This is a genomic window from Collimonas humicola, from assembly GCF_018304945.1.
GTDB lineage: Bacteria > Pseudomonadota > Gammaproteobacteria > Burkholderiales > Burkholderiaceae_D > Collimonas > Collimonas humicola.
In genome coordinates, this window is the sequence record NZ_JAGQEE010000004.1 from 227,571 (window position 1) to 247,637 (window position 20,067).

A 20,067-nucleotide genomic window follows, 5' to 3' on the forward strand; every position below is an offset into this window, starting at 1 on the left:
AACGATGCAAAAGAAAGTATTCATCAAGACCTTCGGCTGTCAGATGAACGAGTACGACTCGGACAAGATGGCCGATGTGTTGAACGCCTCCGACGGACTGGTCAAGACTGACCGTCCGGAGGATGCCGACGTGATTTTGCTGAATACCTGCTCAGTGCGCGAAAAGGCGCAGGAAAAAGTGTTTTCCGACCTTGGCCGCCTGCGCGAGCTGAAGCGCAACAATCCCGACCTGCTGATCGGCGTCGGCGGCTGCGTGGCGTCGCAGGAAGGCGCTGCCATCGTCAAGCGCGCGCCGTATGTCGACATGGTGTTCGGCCCGCAGACCCTGCACCGCTTGCCGGAAATGATCAGCCAGCGGCGCGCTACCGGCCATTCTCAGGTCGACATCAGCTTCCCTGAAATCGAGAAGTTCGACCATATGCCGCCGGCCAAGGTGGAAGGCGCGACGGCGTTCGTCTCGATCATGGAAGGCTGCAGCAAGTATTGCAGCTACTGCGTAGTGCCTTACACCCGCGGCGAAGAAGTATCGCGCCGCTTTGAAGACGTGCTGACCGAAGTGGCCGGGTTGGCCGAGCAAGGCGTCAAGGAAATTACGCTGCTGGGCCAGAACGTTAACGCCTTCCGCGGCGTCATGGCGGATGGCGAGATTGCCGATTTCGCCTTGCTGATCGAGTACATCGCCGAGATCCCCGGCATCGAACGGATCCGCTTTGTCACCAGCCATCCGAAAGAATTCACGCAGCGCCTGATCGATACCTACGCCAAGGTGCCGAAGCTGGTCGATCACCTTTACCTGCCGGCGCAGCATGGCTCGGATCGCATCCTGTCGGCCATGAAGCGCGGCTACACCGTGCTGGAATACAAGTCGGTGATCCGCCGCCTGCGCCAGGTGCGCCCCAACATCACGATTTCGAGCGACTTCATCATCGGCTTCCCGGGCGAAACCGACGCCGACTTCGAGGCGCTGATGAAGCTGATCACCGATATCGGCTACGACAACAGTTTCAGCTTCATCTTCAGCCCGCGGCCGGGCACGCCTGCCGCAAACCTGCAGGACGACACGCCGCATGAAGTCAAGCTCAAGCGGCTGCAGCACTTGCAGGCAACGGTGGAAGAAAACATGGCCAGGATCAGCGCGGCGATGGTCGGTTCCGTGCAGCGCATCCTGGTGGAAGGCCCGTCCAAGAAGAACCCGGACGAGCTGCAAGGCCGCACCGAGAACAACCGGGTGGTCAATTTCAACGCCGGTCCGAATGGCGCGCGCCTGATCGGCGAGCTGATCGACGTCACGATTACAGAAACACTGACCTATACCCTGCGCGGCGAAATCGTCGTCGCCGCATAGCCGACATATCAATCAACCCAGATACGCACACGCCAGTTTGAAAACTAAAACCCCTACCCAGCCGCATTACTTCATCCCGCAGCCGCTCGACAATACGCGGCTGGCGCACTTGTGCGGACCGCTGGATGAAAACCTGCGGCAGATTTCGGCGGCGCTGGATGTCTCGATTTTCCGCCGCGGCGACAAGTTCATCGCAGCGGGCAGCAATGCCGAACGCGCGGTCGAGATCCTCGACCAGTTTTACGCCGTCGCCAACAAGGTGATTTCGGTCGATGAAATCCAGCTGGCGCTGGTGGAACAGCGCGCCAAACTCGGCATGGGCAAGAAACCGAAAGCGGCCAAGAGCAATGGCAGGGACGGCGCTGAACCCGGCGACGAAACCGGTGCAGATCCGGCGGATGCCGAACTGACCGAGACGGATATCGAAAGCCCTGTCCTGAAAACCCGCCGCAGCGATTTGCGCGGGCGTACCCCGCATCAAAGCCAATACATCCGCTCTATCCTGGAACACGACGTCACCCTCGGCATCGGTCCGGCCGGCACCGGCAAGACGTATCTGGCGGTGGCTTGCGCGGTCGATGCGCTGGAACGCGACGCGGTCAAGCGCATTGTACTGACGCGGCCGGCGGTCGAAGCCGGCGAACGCCTGGGTTTCCTGCCGGGCGACCTGGCGCAAAAGGTCGATCCCTATCTGCGCCCGCTGTATGACGCGCTCTACGATCTGCTGGGCTTTGACCGTACCCAGAAGATGTTTGAAAAGCAGGCGATCGAAATCGCCCCGCTGGCCTATATGCGCGGCCGCACCCTGAACCATGCTTTCATCATCCTGGATGAAGCGCAGAACACGACGCCGGAACAGATGAAGATGTTCCTGACCCGGATCGGCTTCGGCAGCAAGGCCGTAGTCACCGGCGACGTTACCCAGATCGATTTGCAGCGCGGCCAGAAGAGCGGCCTGATCGATGCCATGAACATACTGAAAGACGTGCGCGGCATCGCCTTTACCCGCTTCAACAGCAGCGACGTGGTGCGCCACCCCTTGGTAGCCCGGATTGTCGACGCCTACGAAACCGCCTCGCAGGCGGCGCCGGCGGCATCCACCCATGGCGTCATCGAAGGCGCGACGCCGCCGGCAGCGAAACCAGCCAAGCCGGTACCGACCGGCATCACCAAAACAGCACGCAACAGAAAATAAGCGTAAGTAAGCGCAATGCCACAAAAAAATAAACTCTCTCTGTCAGTCCAATATCCCGACCCGCGCCTGCAGGACAGCGTCACGCGCCCGAAATTGCGGCGCTGGGTGCAAGCCGCCCTGCTGGCGCCGGCCGAGCTGACGATCCGCTTTGTCGATGCCGAAGAAGGCCGCGCCTTGAACCGCGACTACCGCGGCAAGGACTACGCCACCAACGTGCTGACCTTTGCCTACTCAGAAGACCAGGAAGAAGACGACAACGGCGTCACCCAGGCCGACATCATCCTCTGCACCGACGTGCTGGAACGCGAAGCCAAGGAACAGAACAAGACCGTGGTGGAGCATGCCGCGCACCTGGTGGTGCACGGCGTCCTGCATGCGCAAGGCTACGACCACGAAGACGAGGAAGAAGCCACCGAGATGGAAAGCCTGGAAATTGAAATCCTGGAGGCACTGGGCTGGCCCAATCCCTATGCGGACCGCTGAACGCGCAGACCTGATCTGATTCCGCTTTCAAGAAACGCCGCCTTTGCGGCGTTTTTCTTTTGCGGAGCCTGTTTTCCAGGCCCGATTGCGATCCCTGGCCTAGGACATTCCCGATATTCATGGATAGATAAAATATCCAAATGACAACAAAATAATTATCAAATTCTTCAAATCCATACCATGCATTTTTAAGTAATAAGATTATGATGAAATGATGTAATGAATTCATTTGGCCTGCGACTAAGGCACATGAAAACAACATTACTCAGTCTCCGGAGACAATCATGAATCCAGTCACGCTGCGCATTTCGGCCGCGCCCCTTCTTCTGCAGGAGGCCTAAATGGCATCCTCCGCCCTCAATGCGCTCAAGAAACCCGTGATTCATCCGGCCTGGCTGCGCATTACGCACTGGCTCAATGCGCTGGCCGTGGTCATCATGATCCTGAGCGGCTGGCGTATCTATAACGCCTCGCCGATCTTCCCGTTCCACATTCCCAACGCATGGACCCTGGGCGGCTGGCTGGGCGGCGCCCTGCAATGGCATTTCGCGGCAATGTGGCTGCTGGTCTTCAATGGCCTCGTATACCTGCTGATGAATACCGGCAGCGGCCGCCTGTGGAAGAAATTCCTGCCTCTGCGTCCGGCTGAAGTGATCCAGGACATGCTCAAGGCGCTGCGCGGCAAGCTGCAGCACGATTCCCTCGATCACTATAACGCCGTGCAAAAGCTGGCCTATGTTTCGGTCATCCTGGATTTGATACTGCTGGTGGTGTCCGGCCTGGCGATCTGGAAATCCGTGCAGCTGCCTGTCCTGCGCGATCTGATGGGCGGCTATGACAATGCCCGCATCGTCCATTTCTGCGCCATGGCTTTCCTGGTCGCTTTCATCGCGGTGCACGTGATCATGGTGGCGCTGGTGCCGCGCACACTGCTGGCCATGCTGCGCGGCCGCTGAGGAGATCATGATGATCAAGAAAAATCCCGGACCGGCTTCGCAGCTCGACGCCGAATCCATATTGAAAGATGCCCGCCGCGAGCTGGCGCTGCCGTCGCGCCGCCTGTTCGCCAAGCGAGCGCTCACCCTGGGCGGCCTGTCGCTGCTGACCGGCTGCAATATTACCGACGAGCCATCCGTCAATCGCATGCTGGAACGCATTTCACGCATGAACGACGGTGTGCAGGGATGGCTGTTCGATCCCAAGCGGCTGGCACCCACTTATACGCAGGCCGACATGACCCGGCCCTTCCCCTTCAATGCCTTCTACGGCATCGAAGACGTACCTGAGATCGACGGCAGCGACTATCAGCTGGAAATCCTCGGGCTGGTTGCCAACAAGCGCCCCTGGACGCTGGAGCAATTGCACAAGATGCCGCAGAACGAGCAGATTACCCGTCACATCTGCGTCGAGGGCTGGAGCGCCATCGGCCGCTGGGGCGGTATCCCGTTCTCCTATTTCCTGAAGATGATCGGCGCCGACCTGAGCGCCAAATACATCGATTTCCAGTGCGGCGACGACTACCACACCAGCATCGACATGGCGACCGCGCTGCATCCGCAAACCCAGCTCACCCTGACTTACGACGGCCAGGTCCTGCCGCCGAAATACGGTTTCCCGATGAAGCTGCGGATGCCGACCAAGCTCGGCTACAAGAATCCGAAACATATCGTTTCGATGGAAGTGACCAATAAATACCCCGGCGGTTATTGGGAAGACCAGGGGTACAACTGGTTTGGCGGATCCTGACTCAGGCCCTGCCATTTGCTGCACTTAATGACTTTTCATGGCGCTTTTGCCACTTTTACCTGGAGATCCAAAATGAAAAAAAGCCTCACAATCCTGTTGCTCAGCGGCCTGATGATGACTGCCGGCGGTGCTTTTGCCCAAGATGCGATGTCAAAGGACGCAGCTCCGATGGCTAAGGACGCCATGTCCAAAGACGCGATGAGCAAGGACAGCATGGCCAAGGACGAGATGGCCAAGCCGCACAAGAAAATGCATCACAAGAAAGCGATGTCCAAGGATGCCATGTCGAAAGACGACATGAGCAAGGACGGCATGGCTAAAGATGAAATGAAGAAATAATTACATCTTTAGCAACGCCGGCGGGTAGCGCCTTTCAGCGCTATCCGCTTTTTTTATGTGCTTAAGCTGTGATTTCTGCCAGGATATGACATCGATGACACATGCGTTTCGTCGTCCTGTCACATATTTGTTGTATGCTATTGCTTCCGAAACAATGTGAAACCAAGGCTAACGCCATATGCCAGAGCACCCTAGTAGCGTCAAATCATTTGACGCTAAACCCCACCGGTCACTATTTGAACGCCTGACCGCACTGATCTCTCCCGAACCTGAAAATCGCGCTGAACTGCTCGATGTGCTGCAAGACGCACACGAACGCAACCTGATCGACGCCGATGCGCTGTCGATGATCGAAGGCGTGTTCCAGGTATCCGACCTCTCCGCCCGTGACATCATGATTCCGCGTTCGCAAATGGACATGATCGACGTCACCAAGCCCATCGAAGACTGGATGCCCGAAGTCCTGTCGACCGCCCACTCGCGTTTTCCTGCCGTCGACGGCGAGCGCGACAAGGTGATCGGCATCCTGCTGGCGAAAGACCTGCTGCGCTACTACGCCGAAGATTCCTTCGACGTGCGCGACATGCTGCGCCCTGCAGTGTTCATCCCGGAATCGAAGCGCCTCAACGTCTTGCTGCGCGACTTCCGCGCCAACCGCAACCACATGGCGATCGTGGTCGATGAATACGGCGGCGTCGCCGGCCTCATCACCATCGAAGACGTGCTGGAACAGATCGTCGGCGATATCGAGGACGAGTACGATTTCGACGAGGAAGAAGACAACATCCTGGCGATCCGCGACGGCGACCACGGCGGCCGCTGGCGCGTCAAGGCGCTGACCGAGATCGAACAGTTCAACGAGACGCTGGATACCGCGCTGGTCGATGAAGATGTCGACACCATCGGCGGCCTGGTCGCCAATCACCTGGGCCGCGTGCCGCGCAAAGGCGATGAATTCACCATCGACAATGTGCGCTTCGAAGTATTGCGCGCCGACGCCCGCCAAGTGCATGTCCTGCTGGTCGAAAAGCTGTCAGAATCTGGCCAGGAAGAATCCTGAAGATGAGAGCGTAGGTCGGCTAGGGCCTGTTGACCCATGATTTGGGAGTGCGAACGCGCGGCAGGCGTTGCAGGCCTAGGCACGACGACGCGCCGTAGCGGTGCTACGGCAAGAAGGAGTAACAACGGCATGTGACGCCTGCAGCCGTTCCCGGAGGGTTCAAACCAAAACGTGCGCTGGCGGCGTTGCATGGCTTGCCAGCACACGTTTTGGTTTGAACGCATCTCCCAAATCATAGGTCAACAGGCCCTGACGCTGCGCTTGTCCGACTTACCTCTAACAGCAACATCTCCGCTGCCCATGCGCTTTCGCCTTAGCTCTATCCCGTTCTCCCTGCTGCTGGCGCTGGCCGCAGTCACCGGCGCCATCAACGTCTTTTCCTTTGCTCCCTACCGCCTCTGGCCGCTGCAACTGGCGACCCTGGCGCTGCTGATCTTCTGCCTGCGGCAACTCGATGGCAAAGACAGCATCAAGCGCGGCGCCCTGCTCGGCTGGGCCTATGGCTTCGGCTGGGTCGCCCACGGGGTTTACTGGATTTATATTTCGCTGCACGATTTCGGCGGCCTGCCCGGCTGGCTGGCGGTGCTGGCGGTGGCGGTGCTGGCGGCCATCATGGGCTTGTACACTGCCCTCTGCGCCGGCCTCGGCCTGTGGCTGCAGCGTCGCTGGGCCGCCTCGCCGTTGCTGTTTGCGCTGGCGATCTTTCCCGCCATATGGGGCCTGACCGAATGGCTGCGCGGCTGGGTCTTCACCGGGTTCCCCTGGCTGATATCGGGCTACGCCCATACCGCCGGTCCGCTGAGCGGTTTTGCACCGCTGGTCGGCGTCTACGGCGTCGGCTGCATCTCGGCCGTGATTGCCGGCTGCCTGGCTTTGCTGCCGCAACGCAAACTGCCCGCCGCAGCCGCTTTGCTGGCGCTGCTGGCCGGCCTCGGCTTGCACCAGATAAACTGGACCGCGCCCCATGGCAAGCCGATTTCCGTACACCTGTTGCAGGGCAACGTGCCGCAGGAAGAGAAATTCAATACGACCCAGATCATCAATTCGCTGCGCCTGTATGCCGACATGATCCGCGCCGCGCCGGCCGACCTGATCGCCACGCCGGAGACTGCAGTGCCGATCCTGCAAACCGAGCTGCCGCCGGATTTCCTGCCTGCCTTGTCGGATTTCTCGCGCCAGAGCGGCAGCCATATCGCGCTCGGCATTCCCTATATCGATGGCCCCTACCGCTATTCCAACAGCGTCATCGGCATTGCTCCGCAGGACAAGACGCTGCCCGCGTTCCGCTACGACAAGCAGCATCTGGTGCCGTTTGGCGAATTCGTGCCGTTCGGCTTCCGCTGGTTTGTCGACATGATGAACATCCCGCTCGGCGACTTCCAGCGCGGCGCGGCAGTGCAAGCGCCGTTCGCGGTGAAAGACCAGTGGGTATTGCCGAATATCTGCTACGAAGACTTGTTCGGCGATGAAATCGCCGCCCAGCTTGCCGCCACCAACGCCGCCAGCAAGCCAACCGCGACGCTGTTGCTGAACATGTCGAATATCGCCTGGTTCGGCAATACCATCGCCTTGCCGCAGCATTTGCAGATCTCGCAGATGCGTAGCCTGGAAAGCGGCCGGCCGATGCTGCGCGCCACCAATACCGGCGCCACCGCCCTGATCGATCCGCACGGCGTGGTCAGCGCCCAGTTGGCGCCATACACCCGCGCCACGCTGGCGGTCTCGGTGCAAGGATATAGCGGCATGACGCCCTATATCCTGCTCGGCAACCGCGCCTTGCTGGCGGCTGCGCTGCTGATGCTGGCCGGCAGCTGGTGGCGCTGCCGCCACGTGCGCGGCAAGCTGGGCCAGAAACGGGACTAAGCCAGCAAAACCCGTTAAAATCGCTGCTTTTAGCGGGTCTTTTATCGCGCTCTGCGTCACCCCCGGTATTTCATTCAGTATTTAGCTCACTAACCGGCGTTTTGCCGTATTGAAAAGCAACAAAAACGATGCTTACATTTCAACAAATCATTCTCAAATTACAAGATTACTGGGATGCGCAAGGCTGCGCCCTGCTGCAACCCTACGACATGGAAGTCGGCGCCGGCACCTCGCACACCGCGACCTTCCTGCGCGCCATCGGCCCGGAACCCTGGCGCGCCGCCTATGTCCAGCCTTCGCGCCGTCCGAAAGACGGCCGCTACGGCGAAAATCCGAATCGCTTGCAACATTACTATCAATACCAGGTCGTGCTGAAGCCAGCGCCGGAAAACATCCTGGACTTGTATCTCGGCTCGCTGGCGGCGCTCGGCCTCGATCTGCAGCGCAACGACGTGCGCTTTGTCGAAGACGACTGGGAAAACCCGACCCTGGGCGCCTGGGGCCTGGGCTGGGAAGTCTGGCTGAACGGCATGGAAGTGACCCAGTTCACCTATTTCCAGCAAGTCGGCGGCCTCGATTGCAAACCCGTGCTGGGCGAGATCACTTACGGCATCGAACGCCTGGCCATGTACCTGCAAGGCGTGGAAAACGTCTACGACCTGGTATGGACCGAGTGGATTGAAAACGGCGTCAAGAAGACCCTCAGTTATGGGGACGTGTTCCACCAGAATGAAGTCGAGCAGTCGACCTACAACTTCGAATACGCCGATACCGAATTCCTGTTCCCGCTGTTCGGCAACTACGAAACCCAGGCCAAGCGCCTGCTGGACGTGCCGCTAGCGCTGCCGGCCTACGAAATGGTGCTGAAGGCGGCGCACACTTTCAATCTGCTGGATGCGCGCGGCGCCATTTCGGTCACCGAACGCGCCGCCTACATGGGCCGGATCCGCAACCTGTCGCGCGCTGTAGCGCAGGCGTACTACGATTCACGGGCAAAACTGGGCTTCCCGATGTGGGAAATCACCAAGGAAAATGCCGAACTGTTATTGCAAGAATTTGGAGATGAATACATGGCGGCTGTAGCACAGCGCGCAGGGGATGCAGCATGAGCGATACCCTGCTGATCGAAATCTTTACCGAAGAACTGCCGCCGAAAGCATTGGCGAAACTGGGCGACGCCTTCGCCATGGGTATCTTCAATGGCTTGAAAGCGCGCGACTTCCTGGAAGAAGGCGCACTCGCCACTGCGTTCGCTACGCCGCGCCGCCTGGCGGTCTCCATCAGCCATGTGCGCGCCACCTCGCTCGACAAGACCCTGCGCGAAAAAGTGCTGCCGGTATCGGTGGCGCTGGACGCCGAAGGCCGGCCGTCGGCGCCGCTGGTCAAGAAACTGGCGGCCCTCGCCGCCCAGTGCGGCAAGGTGATGATCACGCCAACCGAGCTGGAACGCGCGCCGGACGGCAAGGCCGAAAGCTTTTTCTACAGCTACACCGCCAAGGGCGTGGCGCTGCAAGCCGGTTTGCAAACGGTGCTGGAAGACAGCGTCGCCAAGCTGCCGATCCCAAAAGTCATGAGCTATCAGCGCCAGCACGGCCACGCTGCCGGCCGCACCGTACGCTTCGTGCGCCCCGCGCACAGCCTGGTGGCGCTGCACGGCGACCGGGTGCTGCCGCTGACCCTGCTGGGCCTGGACGCCGGACGCCTGACGGAAGGCCATCGTTTCCTGTCGCAAGGCCGCATCACGCTGGCCGATGCCGGCAGCTATGCGAACGCGCTGGCGGAGCAAGGCAAAGTCATCGCCAGCTTCAGCGAACGCAAGGAAAAAATCCGCAGCGCCCTGCTGGCGACTGCTGCCGATGACCAGGTGCTGATGCCGGAAGCGCTGCTGGATGAAGTGGCGGCGCTGGTCGAATGGCCGGTGGTGTATGCCTGCAAGTTCGAGGATGAATTCCTCAGCGTGCCGCAGGAATGCCTGATCCTGACCATGCAAACCAACCAGAAGTATTTCGCCCTGACCGACAGCGCCGGCAAGCTGCGCTCGCGCTTCCTGATCGTCTCCAACCTGCAGACCAGCGAACCGCACTACATCATCGAAGGCAATGAGCGCGTGGTGCGGCCGCGCCTGTCCGATGCGAAATTCTTCTTCGAGCAAGACCAGAAAAAGAAACTGGCCGAGCGCGTGCCGCTGCTGGCCAACGTGGTCTACCACAACAAGCTCGGCAACCAGCTGCAACGCACGGAACGGGTCAAGGCGCTGGCGGTGGCGATCGCCGGCCTGCTCGGCGGCGATGCTGCACTAGCCGCATTGGCCGAACGCGGCGCCCTGCTGGCCAAGGCCGACCTGCTGACCGACATGGTCGGCGAATTCCCAGAATTGCAAGGCGTGATGGGCAACTACTATGCGCGCCATGACGGCGAAGCAGAAGCCGTGGCGCTGGCGATTTCAGAACACTACCAGCCGCGCTTTGCCGGCGACGCCCTGCCGACCACCGACACCAGCACCGCGGTAGCGCTGGCCGACAAGCTGGAGACCCTGGTCGGCATCTGGGGCATCGGCCTGCAGCCGACCGGCGACAAGGATCCGTTCGCACTGCGCCGCCATGCCCTGGGCATCCTGCGCATGCTGCTGGAAAAGCGCCTGCCGGTCTCGCTGATGCAATTGCTGGACAACGCCGCCCGGCAGTTCGCCGGCAATGCCAGCTTCAAGGATCCAGGCAGCGATGTGCTGCCTTTCCTGTACGACCGCCTGCGCGGCCTGCTGCGCGAGCGCGGCTATTCGCCGAACGAAATCGAAGCCGTCGTGGCGCAACAGCCTGAGCGGCTCGACAACATCATCGAGCGGCTCGATGCGGTGCAGGCGTTTGCCGCGCTGCCGGAAGCGGAAGCGCTGGCGGCTGCCAACAAGCGTATCACCAACATCCTGAAAAAGACCGAAGGCGTCGGCAGCACGGTGCAGCCGGATCTGCTGCAGGACAGCGCAGAACAATCGCTGTTCGCCGCCATGAATGCGCTCAAGCCGGAAGTCGACGCCGCCTTTGCCAAAGGCGATTTCAGCACTGCGCTGAAAGCCCTGGCGCGGCTGCGCGAGAATGTCGACGGCTTCTTCAATGACGTCATGGTGATGGCCGACGACCTGCAATTGCGCAACAACCGCCTGGCCTTGCTGGCGAACCTGCATGTGATGCTGAACCAGGTCGCCGACATTTCCAAGCTGGCGGCGTAAACGGACAACGAACAGCTATGAAACTGATCATCCTGGACCGCGACGGCGTCATCAACCACGACTCGGACGCTTTCATCAAATCGCCCGCCGAGTGGGTGCCGATCAAAGGTTCGCTGGAAGCCATCGCGCGCCTCAACCAGGCCGGCTACCGGGTGGTGGTGGCGACCAACCAGTCGGGCATTGCGCGCGGCCTGTTCGACATGCAGGCGCTGATGGCTATCCATCAGAAGATGCATGAGGCAGCGCAGCTGGTCGGCGCCGAAATCGACGCAATCTTTTTCTGTCCGCATGCGGCCGACGACAACTGCGATTGCCGCAAGCCGAAAGCCGGCATGTTCCACGATATCGGCAAGCGCTTCGAGATCAGCCTGCGCGGCGGCGTGGCCACGGTAGGCGACTCGCTGCGCGACCTGCAGGCCGGCTTCGTCGCCGGTTGCGCGCCGTATCTGGTGCTGACCGGCAAAGGCGAGAAGACCCGCGAAAAAGGCGGTCTGCCGCCCGGCACCCTGATTTATCCGGACCTGGCGGCGGTGGTTGATTTCCTGCTGAAAAAGCCGATGGAACTGGCAGTGTGATTTCACGCTGAGGGGCCGTGGGCGCCTCAGCGTGCTTGTTTAGAAAAAATACCTGGAGTCTGCATGTTGCGTTTTTCCCTGTTTCTGCGTTCGCTGCTGTTTGCCGTATTGATGGCGATCCTCACCGTGGTCTGGTCGTTCGCCTGCGTTTTGTTTGCGCCATTTCCCTACGCGCGCCGCTATTACCTGACGGCGCGCTGGAACGTCATCGTGGTGTGGATGGCCAAGGTCATCTGCGGCATCCGCTACGAGGTCAAGGGCTTCGAGAATTTCCCGGATGCGCCGGCAGTCGTGCTGAGCAAGCATCAGTCGGCCTGGGAAACCATCTTCCTGCTGCAGATGACGCCGCGGCCGCTGGTGTTCGTGTTCAAGAAATCGCTGACCTACATCCCCTTCTTCGGCTGGGGCATCGCCCTGCTGCGCATGATTCCAATCGACCGCAGCAAAGGCCGCGACGCTTTCGCCCAGGTGGTGGTGCAAGGCCGCAAGCGGCTGGCTGACGGCCAATGGATCATCATGTTCCCGGAAGGCACGCGGATTCCGGTCGGCCAGACCGGCAAGTACAAGAATGGCGGCACCCGCCTGGCGGTTGAAACCAATACCGTGGTGGTGCCGATCGCCCATAACGCCGGCGAATGCTGGCCGAAGAATTCCTTCATCAAGAAGCCGGGCCTGATCACGGTCTCCATCGGCAAGCCGATCGCTCCGGAAAACCTGGATAGCAGCGAGCTCATGGCAAAAGTCGAAAATTGGATAGAATCTGAAATGCGGGTGATTTCACCCCATGTCTATTCCAAGCAAAAATAATATTCACTAGCCAACATTGAAACTATTGCATCAAAAACCAATGAAGCCACGCCTGGGGCCGGATGCACGGCCCCAGGGCAAGCTGCCGCAGCAACAAGCGTTGCAGCTGGACCTGTTTGCCGACGATTCAATCGCCAGCACGCCAGCAGCACCGCAAGCCCCCCATCCAAGATCGGATCCTCGCTTAGTACCGGCGCCGCAGACGCCCCTGGCCGGCGAAGCTGTCGCGCTGGCGCCAGGCAAGCGCCGCCTGCATTTTGGCGAACACATCCTCGATTACACCCTGCTGCGCTCCAAACGACGCTCCATCGGCTTCCTGATCAGCGACGACGGCCTGCGCGTCACCGCCCCGAAATGGGTCACGCTGGGCGATATTGAAGAGGCCATCCGCGAAAAGAAACGTTGGATTTTCACCAAGCTGAGCGAGTACCGCGATCGCTCCACCCGCCGCATGCAGCCGCAGATGCAATGGCGCGACGGCGAGACGCTGCCCTACATGGGCCGCAGCATCACCCTGCGCATCCACGCCACGCAAAAAGCCGGCATCCATTTCGACGACGCCAGCGACCAGCTGATCGTCTGCCTGCCGGCCGATGCCGGCGAGCAGCAGCTCAAGGATCGCGTATTGGGCTGGCTGCAGCTGGAAGCCAAGCGCGTGTTCGGCGAGCGCCTGCCGATCTATGCGAAAAAGCTGGGCGTCACCTACCAGTCGTTTGCGCTGTCGTCGGCCACCACGCAATGGGGTTCGTGCACTTCTGAAGGCAAAATCCGCCTCAACTGGCGGCTGATGCATTTCGCGCTGCCGCTGATCGACTACGTGATCGCACACGAGTTGTCGCATCTGCGCGAGATGAACCACAGCCCGCGTTTCTGGGCCACGGTGCAATCGATTTTCCCCGAGTTTGAAACCGCCCGGAAAACCCTGCGCGACAGCGCCCAGGAAACCCTGCCGGTTTTTTAAGGCCGGGGCCTGGCGCACGCTGCCGCCCGCGCCGCCTTAAAATAGCGACGCAGGTTTTAAGAAAATCTCCCTTCCCAACCATCGAGAACAATCATGCGAATCCTCCATACCATGCTGCGCGTCGGCAATCTGCAACGCTCCATCGATTTCTACACCAAGGTGCTGGGCATGAAGCTGCTGCGCACCAACGACAATCCAGAGTACAAATACACCCTGGCTTTTGTCGGCTACGGCAGCAATCCCGACCATGCGGAACTTGAACTGACCTATAACTACGGCGTCGACAGCTACGAGCAGGGCACCGCCTTCGGCCACCTGGCGGTGGCTGTGGAAGACGCCTACAAGGCCTGCGCCGACGTCAAGGCGCAAGGCGGCAACGTCACGCGCGAAGCCGGTCCGGTCAAGGGCGGTAGTACGGTAATCGCTTTTGTGCAGGATCCCGATGGCTATAAGATCGAACTGATCGAACGCAAGGACGGCAATTCCGCCAGCGCTGCTTTATAAGCTGTGCTTGGGACTGGCCGTACCTTGCGCCAGTCCTAGGGCCTGTTGACAGCCCGAGTCCAGACAAGAATAAACGGCGGCTTCCAAACGGCAGCAGAGTGCTGGTCTGCGGCTTGATCGCCGGCGGCGCGGTCAACGTCAGCTTCGGCTGGCAAGACAGTCAATCACGCGCCCCTCCTGTGCCGGAGAAGACGCGTCGGTACTGCGGAGAAATCAGGCCAGGCGATTCGCCAGCGCCACAAACAATTCCATCGGCACGGTTTCAGGCCGCGACTGCGGATCGACGCCTGCATCAATCAAGTCGTTCTCGGTGAACATCCCGGCCAGGCAGTTGCGGATCACCTTGCGCCTTTGCGTAAAGGCTTTCAGCACGACATCTTCCAGTTTCTTCTGGTCGCAAGCCAGGGGCTGGGCGATCGGAATCATCCGCACGATGGCAGACTCCACTTTCGGCGGCGGATCGAAGGCGGTCGGCGGCACGATGAACATCAGCTGCATGGTGTAGCGCCATTGCAGCATGACGGACAGGCGGCCAAATGCCTTGCTGCCCGGCTCGGCGACCATGCGTTCCACCACTTCCTTTTGCAGCATGAAGTGCTGGTCCTGCACCTGCGGCGCGATCTGCGCCAAGTGGAACAGCAAGGGGCTGGAAATGTTGTATGGCAGATTGCCGACCACGCGCAATTTCTTGCCGCCGTTCAGGGGAATGCTGCTGAAATCGAATTTCAGCGCATCGGCGGAATGCACATGCAGGCGCGCCGGATCGAAATTCTTTTGCAGGCGCGCCACCAGGTCGCGATCCAGTTCGACCACGTGCAATTGCTGCAAGGACTCCAGCAACAGGCTGGTCATGGCCGCCAGGCCGGGGCCGATTTCAACCATGTTGTCGTCGGCTTGCGGCGCTATCGCGCTGATGATGTTGTACAGCACGGTGTCATCAGTCAGGAAATTCTGGCCGAAGCGCTTGCGGGGAATGTGATTCTTCATATTTTTCTTTATTTGCGAGGCAGAGCAGCTAAAACAGACAGGCGTTGTTCAAGCGTCGAAGCAAGGAGCTACTTTTTCCCGGATTGGCTCAAGCGCACCATCTGTGCCGCAGCATTCAGCGCAGCCAGCATGCTGCCGTGATCGGCGCGGCCGAGGCCGGCAGCGGCGAGATCCAGGGCGGTGCCGTGATCGACCGAAGTACGGATAAACGGCAAGCCGAGCGTGATGTTGATGCCGTGTCCGAAACTGGCATATTTCAATACCGGCAAACCCTGGTCGTGATACATCGCCAAGACGCAGTCGGCATCCGCCAGGTATTTTTGCTGGAACAGTGTATCGGCAGGATAAGGGCCGCTCACCGAAATGCCATTCGCCTTGGCGGCCTGCAATACGGGGCTGATGATATCGATTTCTTCGCGGCCCAGATAGCCGCCCTCGCCCGCATGCGGATTGAGGCCGGTCACCAGGATGCGCGGCTGCGCCAGCCCGAATTTATTCTTCAGATCGGCATGCAGGATAGCGATAGTGCGGCTCAGGCTTTCAAAAGTGAGCGCCGCGGCGACGTCTTTCAGCGCCAGGTGCGTGGTCGCCAGGGCCACGCGCAGCGGCGGCGTGGTGCGGTCGGTCGCCAGCATCATGACTACCTGGGCGGTAGCGCTTTTTTCAGCCAGGTATTCGGTATGGCCGGTGAACGCCACGCCGGCATCGTTGATGGTGCTTTTTTGCAGCGGCGCGGTGACGATGCCGTCGAAAATTCCCTGCTGCGCGCCGGCAATCGCGATATCCAGCGTGCGCAGCACTGCCCGCCCGTTACGCGCATCCAGCACGCCTGGCTGCACATGGGCATCCAGCTGGCAATCGATCACGGCAATCTGGTCAGTTGAGAAATTCGGCAAGCCATTGTTGCGGAAGGCTTGCTGCGACAGGGCGACCAGCCTGATCTGCGGATCGATCGCCGCCGCAGTCATCGCCAGGAAAGCCGCGTCGCCGATCAGCACGCTCTTGATCTGGGCGCGCAGTTCCCAGGCGGCCCTGATCGAGACTTCAGGGCCGATGCCGGCCGGCTCGCCGCAGGTGACGGCCAATACCGGCCGCTGTTGTGCGCCGGTATCGGCCGTGGAAGGATCAGACATGCGCAGCTTTCAGGACAACGCGATCAGTGATCGTCGTTGCGGTATTCGACATAAGTACGGTCGCGCAACTGGCGCAGCCATTCGTTGGTGGCTTCCTCAGTCTTGCGTTCGCGGATCGCCATGCGGGCCGCCAGGCGCTGGCGCTCTTTCGACACATCGTTGGTCTTGCGTTCCACCACCTGGATCAGGTGGTAGCCGAATGGCGATTCGATAGGTTCGCTGACCTGGCCGGGCTTCAAGGCATCCATCGCGCGTTCGAATTCAGGCACGGTGTCGCCGGGATACACCCAGCCCAGATCGCCGCCCTTGGATGCCGACAAATCGTTGGAATACTGCTTGGCCAGGTCTTCAAACTTGGCGGCGTTGTTGTCCAGGCGTTCTTTCAAATCGACCAGCCGGCGGCGCGCTTCCGCCGCGGTCACGGTTGGCGTGACCTTGATCAGGATATGGCGCACATGGGTCTGCTGCACCGGTGCGGCGGCCGTATCTTTGGGCGCGCTGGCAGCGGCACGCTTGTTGATCAGCTTGACGATATGAAAACCGTTGGCGCTCTTCAGGATTGTCGATACCTGGCCGGGAGCCAGGTTGGCGACCGCCTCGACATACAAGGAAGGCAGGCGGTCTTGCGAACGCCATCCCATGTCGCCGCCGGTGAGGGCATCGCTGGCATCGGAAAATGCTGCAGCCACAGCGGCGAAATTGCCGCCGGATTTGATCTGCTGCATGGCTTCTTCCGCACGCTTGGCGCGCTGCGCAATCTGCTCGGCCGTTGCGTTTTCAGGAACGCGTACCAGAATCTGCGCTAAATCCAGTTCCTGTGCATTTTGCTTGTTGCTGCTGTCGGCGGCGATGTAATTATCGACTTCCGATTCCGAAATCTGGATCTTGTTGTCGACTTCGCGTTCACGCAGGCGCTGCAACAGCATTTCCTGCCGGATTTCCTCGCGGAACGCAGGGTAGGGAATTTTATCCTGGGCCAGCTGACGCTGGAAATCCGCCATCGACAGCTTGTTTTGCTCGGCAATCCGGCCGATTGCACGGTCCAGCATGACGTCATCTACCGACAAACCGTTTTCTTTCGCCAGCTGCACTTCGGCGCGTTCAAGAATCATGCGCTCAAGCAATTGTTTTTGCAGCTCAGCCACTGGCGGCAATTCAATATTCTGTGCCTTCATGCGCTGCACCACATCGCCCATGCGCTTGGCCAATTCCTGCTGAGTGATCACATCCGTGTTCACCACCGCGAGGATGGCGTCGACAGTTTGCGGAGCCGCCTTGGATGCCGGCGCTGCCGTTGCAGCTGCCGGGGCTACCAGGGGAGGCGTAATCTGCTTCGACGCAGCTTGCGCCCAGGCGCCGCCGGCAGTGGCGGACAACAGCACGAATGCAATTGCCGTGAGTTGAGTTTGATTGGTTTTACGCATAATTGGAAAAACGTTCATGGGTGAGAATAATCTGAAGAATGACGGGGAGAATAACAGGTTCAACGGCTAATGAAAGAGTCTGGCTGATTGATATTCTGATAACCTGGAACGCTGCTACGCAGGGCTTGCATCGGATTCGACCCGATACTTGATAAACCATTCAACTCAAGTTGCACGAATATACCCGTAGTCGTGCGGGTTGACGACGTCGGCGTACGCTGGCCCACCACGCGGAAGACCCAGCAATCGGCCTTGTACTCCAGTCCAAGCAGGCTTTGTCCGACGGTTTTTTCCTGCAAGGAATAACTTACGCGGCCTACGCCATACCAGCGCTTGCTCAAGGGCCATTGGGCGGATACGTCGAATTGCTTCAGGTATTTATTGTCCAGCAGCAGCGGATCAAAGTTGTTGTGATCCAGCTGATAGGAGAAATTGATGACTTTTTTCGGACCTGGCTGCCATTTGATGTTGGAACTGGCGCGCACCCATTGATTATTGCTCTGGCTGTATTGAATGGTGTTGTCGACACCCAGTGTCGGCGTTACCTGGCCACCCGCCATCAGCAGCAAATCGGAGCGGCTGGTGGTGATGTTGTCGGTAGCGTTCAAGGCAACACGCGGTTGGGTAAAGTACATGCGCTGACCGATACCAAGGCGCAGGCGTTCTACGCCTGATTCCTCGATAAAGCGGGAGATCAGGGCGGTGGTCAATTGATTGGCGTCGCTGATGCGGTCATGGCCTGTATAGCGGTTTTCCGTAAAGATCTGGGCAAAGTTGAAATCCGCCGCGCCGCTGTCGAATAAGGGAAACTGGCTCTGGTCATGGTACGGCGTGCGGACATAGAACACGCGCGGCTCCAGCGTCTGCGTCATTGGCTTGCCGAAGAATTTGGCGTCGCGTTCGAAGATCAGTCCGGCATCCAGCGAAAAAGTCGGCAAGACCCGGCTGAAATCGTTGCCCAGGGATGTCGAGCCGGTTATACCCGGCGCCTGGGTGGGCGGATTTGGTATGCCGAATTTGTTCGGCGTGATGTTATAGGCGGTGGCATCCAGCTGGATCTTTGGCGTAATGAAATAACCCGGACGGATGATCGGATAGGAAAGCTGCGGATTGATGTAGACCCGCTCGCCGCCCAGTGGATTTAAAGTACTGCTGACGTAAGTCGTGTTGCTGCCTTGCGGAAAATCATACTGGCTATTCCAGAAACGCGTGTATTGCGCGTTCACGGTCCAGTCGAAACCGTAGATGTCCTGTTTACCCGCAGTAAACGTCACTTGCGGCATGCGGTCATAAGGACGGCTGAGCGTTGGATTTCCTGCAGCATTAAAATCCTGCAGGATCTGATAGCGCGAAGCCAGCGCCGCCACGCTCCAGAACGAACCGCTGTAGTTCAAATCGAATTCTCGATTCAAGGTACGCAAGGAGCTTTGTGTGATCGAGCGCGTGAAATCGTCTGAATAGTTGTTATCCGAGGCAAAATTCACGTTCCAGCCCATCGTCAAGCCGGGATACAGCGTCTGCGTATGGATCGACTGCAAGGCATAGCGATCGCTCTTGGTCAGCCTGTCGTCAGGCAAGTACTCAACCTTGGTCTGGCCGCTATAACCGGCGCCCATATAACGCGCATCCGCCCCCATCTGCAAACCGCGCTGGCTGATGATGTTGGGATAGACCGTCAAATCGCGATTCGGCGCGATGTTGAAGTAGTACGGCAGGTTGAATTCCAGGCCGCCATTGTTGGTGGTGCCGATGATCGGCGGCAAAACGCCGGACTGCCGGTCATTCGATAGCGGGAAAGACATGCTCGGCGCGCCCAGGATAGGCACGCTCTTGAAATACAGGATGCCGTTGTGGGCAACCCCTTCGCCCAGGCCGCTGTCGACATCCAGCGTACTGGACTTGATGTACCAGTCCGGCTTGGTGCCAGGACAGGTCGTATAGTTGCCTTTGACGATTTCCGAGCGGTCCTCATCGAGAAAATTGATGCGCTCGGCGCTGCCGTGGCCATCGTTGGCCACGAACCAGTAGGTCGGATTGGTCAGGTAGCCTTGCCCTGAATCCATGTTCAGCTTCAGGTCGTCGCCGGTGTACCTGTCGCCATAGCGATTCATCCGAACGCAGCCATGGGCTTCCGCCTCATTCTCGACAATCCGGTAAATCCCCGTCTTGGATTTGACGTTGGTGCCGCCGCGGGTCAGGTCCACATCGTTATCCAGGTTCAGCAAACGGTCCGGTCGGCCGGTCATCTGTTCGGCCTCGATGTTGGTCGGCGCATCGGTATCGTTGACGCGCGGCGGCTTGGCTTTCGGCGGACTTGCCTGCGCATCCGGCGCTGCCGGCGTCGCCACTTCGACTGCCTGCGCCCAGGCCCACATCGGCATGGAAACCGCCGCAATGACCGAAGCCACCAGAATGGTCATGC

18 protein-coding genes are annotated in these 20,067 nt (G+C 59.6%); 14 read left to right on the forward strand and 4 right to left on the reverse strand.

What is annotated here, in order from left to right; translation table 11 throughout:
* Positions 1 to 4: 4 nt before the first annotated feature.
* The 14 genes from miaB to gloA all read left to right on the forward strand — a co-directional run bounded on the left by miaB (position 5) and on the right by gloA (position 14,101).
* Positions 5 to 1,345 (forward strand): tRNA (N6-isopentenyl adenosine(37)-C2)-methylthiotransferase MiaB, encoded by a 1,341-nt coding sequence (gene miaB / locus KHU30_RS15080; RefSeq protein WP_211443448.1) that lies wholly within the window; start codon positions 5 to 7, stop codon positions 1,343 to 1,345.
* A gap of 37 nt (positions 1,346 to 1,382) precedes the next feature.
* Positions 1,383 to 2,540: a PhoH family protein gene (locus KHU30_RS15085; RefSeq protein ID WP_211443449.1), complete on the forward strand. Its 1,158-nt coding sequence runs from the start codon at positions 1,383 to 1,385 to the stop codon at positions 2,538 to 2,540.
* Between the two features lie 15 nt (positions 2,541 to 2,555).
* Complete coding sequence (gene ybeY / locus KHU30_RS15090; protein ID WP_211443450.1) at positions 2,556 to 3,023, forward strand: rRNA maturation RNase YbeY; 468 nt, start codon at positions 2,556 to 2,558, stop codon at positions 3,021 to 3,023.
* Between the two features lie 341 nt (positions 3,024 to 3,364).
* Complete coding sequence (locus tag KHU30_RS15095; protein ID WP_211443451.1) at positions 3,365 to 3,979, forward strand: cytochrome b/b6 domain-containing protein; 615 nt, start codon at positions 3,365 to 3,367, stop codon at positions 3,977 to 3,979.
* Between the two features lie 10 nt (positions 3,980 to 3,989).
* A complete protein-coding gene (locus KHU30_RS15100) occupies positions 3,990 to 4,769 on the forward strand; it encodes a molybdopterin-dependent oxidoreductase (protein ID WP_211443596.1) in 780 nt (259 codons plus the stop codon).
* 72 nt (positions 4,770 to 4,841) lie between these two features.
* Entirely contained in the window at positions 4,842 to 5,108 is a 267-nt protein-coding gene (locus KHU30_RS15105) for a pentapeptide MXKDX repeat protein (RefSeq protein WP_211443452.1), read from the forward strand.
* A 178-nt stretch (positions 5,109 to 5,286) separates the two neighbouring features.
* Positions 5,287 to 6,168: an HlyC/CorC family transporter gene (locus KHU30_RS15110; protein ID WP_211443453.1), complete on the forward strand. Its 882-nt coding sequence runs from the start codon at positions 5,287 to 5,289 to the stop codon at positions 6,166 to 6,168.
* A gap of 300 nt (positions 6,169 to 6,468) precedes the next feature.
* A complete protein-coding gene (lnt, locus tag KHU30_RS15115) occupies positions 6,469 to 8,031 on the forward strand; it encodes an apolipoprotein N-acyltransferase (RefSeq protein WP_211443454.1) in 1,563 nt (520 codons plus the stop codon).
* 128 nt (positions 8,032 to 8,159) lie between these two features.
* Positions 8,160 to 9,140 carry a glycine--tRNA ligase subunit alpha gene (gene glyQ, locus KHU30_RS15120; protein ID WP_211443455.1) on the forward strand — a complete coding sequence of 327 codons (981 nt, stop codon included), beginning with the start codon at positions 8,160 to 8,162 and terminating at the stop codon, positions 9,138 to 9,140.
* Positions 9,137 to 11,254 carry a glycine--tRNA ligase subunit beta gene (gene glyS, locus KHU30_RS15125; protein ID WP_211443456.1) on the forward strand — a complete coding sequence of 706 codons (2,118 nt, stop codon included), beginning with the start codon at positions 9,137 to 9,139 and terminating at the stop codon, positions 11,252 to 11,254. The genes glyQ and glyS overlap by 4 nt, the downstream gene beginning before the upstream one ends.
* A gap of 17 nt (positions 11,255 to 11,271) precedes the next feature.
* Entirely contained in the window at positions 11,272 to 11,829 is a 558-nt protein-coding gene (gmhB, locus tag KHU30_RS15130; protein ID WP_211443457.1) for a D-glycero-beta-D-manno-heptose 1,7-bisphosphate 7-phosphatase, read from the forward strand.
* 63 nt (positions 11,830 to 11,892) lie between these two features.
* Complete coding sequence (locus tag KHU30_RS15135; protein WP_211443458.1) at positions 11,893 to 12,636, forward strand: lysophospholipid acyltransferase family protein; 744 nt, start codon at positions 11,893 to 11,895, stop codon at positions 12,634 to 12,636.
* A gap of 40 nt (positions 12,637 to 12,676) precedes the next feature.
* Complete coding sequence (locus KHU30_RS15140; protein ID WP_211443459.1) at positions 12,677 to 13,597, forward strand: M48 family metallopeptidase; 921 nt, start codon at positions 12,677 to 12,679, stop codon at positions 13,595 to 13,597.
* A gap of 93 nt (positions 13,598 to 13,690) precedes the next feature.
* The gene (gene gloA, locus KHU30_RS15145) at positions 13,691 to 14,101 is read left to right on the forward strand and encodes a lactoylglutathione lyase (RefSeq protein ID WP_211443460.1); all 411 of its coding nucleotides are present in this window, start codon (positions 13,691 to 13,693) and stop codon (positions 14,099 to 14,101) included.
* 213 nt (positions 14,102 to 14,314) lie between these two features.
* Here the strand turns inward: gloA and rsmA are convergent, their stop codons facing one another.
* The 4 genes from rsmA to KHU30_RS15165 form a co-directional block, all read right to left on the reverse strand.
* On the reverse strand, positions 14,315 to 15,088 hold the full coding sequence (gene rsmA, locus KHU30_RS15150; RefSeq protein WP_211443461.1) for a 16S rRNA (adenine(1518)-N(6)/adenine(1519)-N(6))-dimethyltransferase RsmA: 774 nt from the start codon (positions 15,086 to 15,088) through the stop codon (positions 14,315 to 14,317).
* A gap of 68 nt (positions 15,089 to 15,156) precedes the next feature.
* Positions 15,157 to 16,221, reverse strand: a complete 1,065-nt coding sequence (gene pdxA, locus KHU30_RS15155; protein ID WP_211443462.1) for a 4-hydroxythreonine-4-phosphate dehydrogenase PdxA — start codon at positions 16,219 to 16,221, stop codon at positions 15,157 to 15,159.
* Positions 16,222 to 16,244: 23 nt separating this feature from the next.
* Positions 16,245 to 17,645, reverse strand: a complete 1,401-nt coding sequence (locus tag KHU30_RS15160; RefSeq protein WP_211443463.1) for a peptidylprolyl isomerase — start codon at positions 17,643 to 17,645, stop codon at positions 16,245 to 16,247.
* 59 nt (positions 17,646 to 17,704) lie between these two features.
* Entirely contained in the window at positions 17,705 to 20,065 is a 2,361-nt protein-coding gene (locus KHU30_RS15165) for an LPS-assembly protein LptD (RefSeq protein WP_230427398.1), read from the reverse strand.
* Positions 20,066 to 20,067 lie beyond the last annotated feature (2 nt).

What these genes read in the sequence shown, in the direction of transcription:
- gloA (WP_211443460.1), top strand. Translation starts at nt 13,691, where the DNA reads ATGCGAATCCTCCATACCATGCTGCGCGTCGGCAATCTGCAACGCTCC.
- KHU30_RS15105 (WP_211443452.1), top strand. Translation starts at nt 4,842, where the DNA reads ATGAAAAAAAGCCTCACAATCCTGTTGCTCAGCGGCCTGATGATGACT.
- glyQ (WP_211443455.1), top strand. Translation starts at nt 8,160, where the DNA reads ATGCTTACATTTCAACAAATCATTCTCAAATTACAAGATTACTGGGAT.
- gmhB (WP_211443457.1), top strand. Translation starts at nt 11,272, where the DNA reads ATGAAACTGATCATCCTGGACCGCGACGGCGTCATCAACCACGACTCG.
- KHU30_RS15110 (WP_211443453.1), top strand. Translation starts at nt 5,287, where the DNA reads ATGCCAGAGCACCCTAGTAGCGTCAAATCATTTGACGCTAAACCCCAC.
- pdxA (WP_211443462.1), bottom strand. Translation starts at nt 16,221, where the DNA reads ATGTCTGATCCTTCCACGGCCGATACCGGCGCACAACAGCGGCCGGTA.
- KHU30_RS15160 (WP_211443463.1), bottom strand. Translation starts at nt 17,645, where the DNA reads ATGCGTAAAACCAATCAAACTCAACTCACGGCAATTGCATTCGTGCTG.
- KHU30_RS15140 (WP_211443459.1), top strand. Translation starts at nt 12,677, where the DNA reads ATGAAGCCACGCCTGGGGCCGGATGCACGGCCCCAGGGCAAGCTGCCG.
- KHU30_RS15095 (WP_211443451.1), top strand. Translation starts at nt 3,365, where the DNA reads ATGGCATCCTCCGCCCTCAATGCGCTCAAGAAACCCGTGATTCATCCG.
- ybeY (WP_211443450.1), top strand. Translation starts at nt 2,556, where the DNA reads ATGCCACAAAAAAATAAACTCTCTCTGTCAGTCCAATATCCCGACCCG.
- lnt (WP_211443454.1), top strand. Translation starts at nt 6,469, where the DNA reads ATGCGCTTTCGCCTTAGCTCTATCCCGTTCTCCCTGCTGCTGGCGCTG.
- glyS (WP_211443456.1), top strand. Translation starts at nt 9,137, where the DNA reads ATGAGCGATACCCTGCTGATCGAAATCTTTACCGAAGAACTGCCGCCG.
- miaB (WP_211443448.1), top strand. Translation starts at nt 5, where the DNA reads ATGCAAAAGAAAGTATTCATCAAGACCTTCGGCTGTCAGATGAACGAG.
- KHU30_RS15100 (WP_211443596.1), top strand. Translation starts at nt 3,990, where the DNA reads ATGATCAAGAAAAATCCCGGACCGGCTTCGCAGCTCGACGCCGAATCC.
- rsmA (WP_211443461.1), bottom strand. Translation starts at nt 15,088, where the DNA reads ATGAAGAATCACATTCCCCGCAAGCGCTTCGGCCAGAATTTCCTGACT.
- KHU30_RS15165 (WP_230427398.1), bottom strand. Translation starts at nt 20,065, where the DNA reads ATGACCATTCTGGTGGCTTCGGTCATTGCGGCGGTTTCCATGCCGATG.
- KHU30_RS15135 (WP_211443458.1), top strand. Translation starts at nt 11,893, where the DNA reads ATGTTGCGTTTTTCCCTGTTTCTGCGTTCGCTGCTGTTTGCCGTATTG.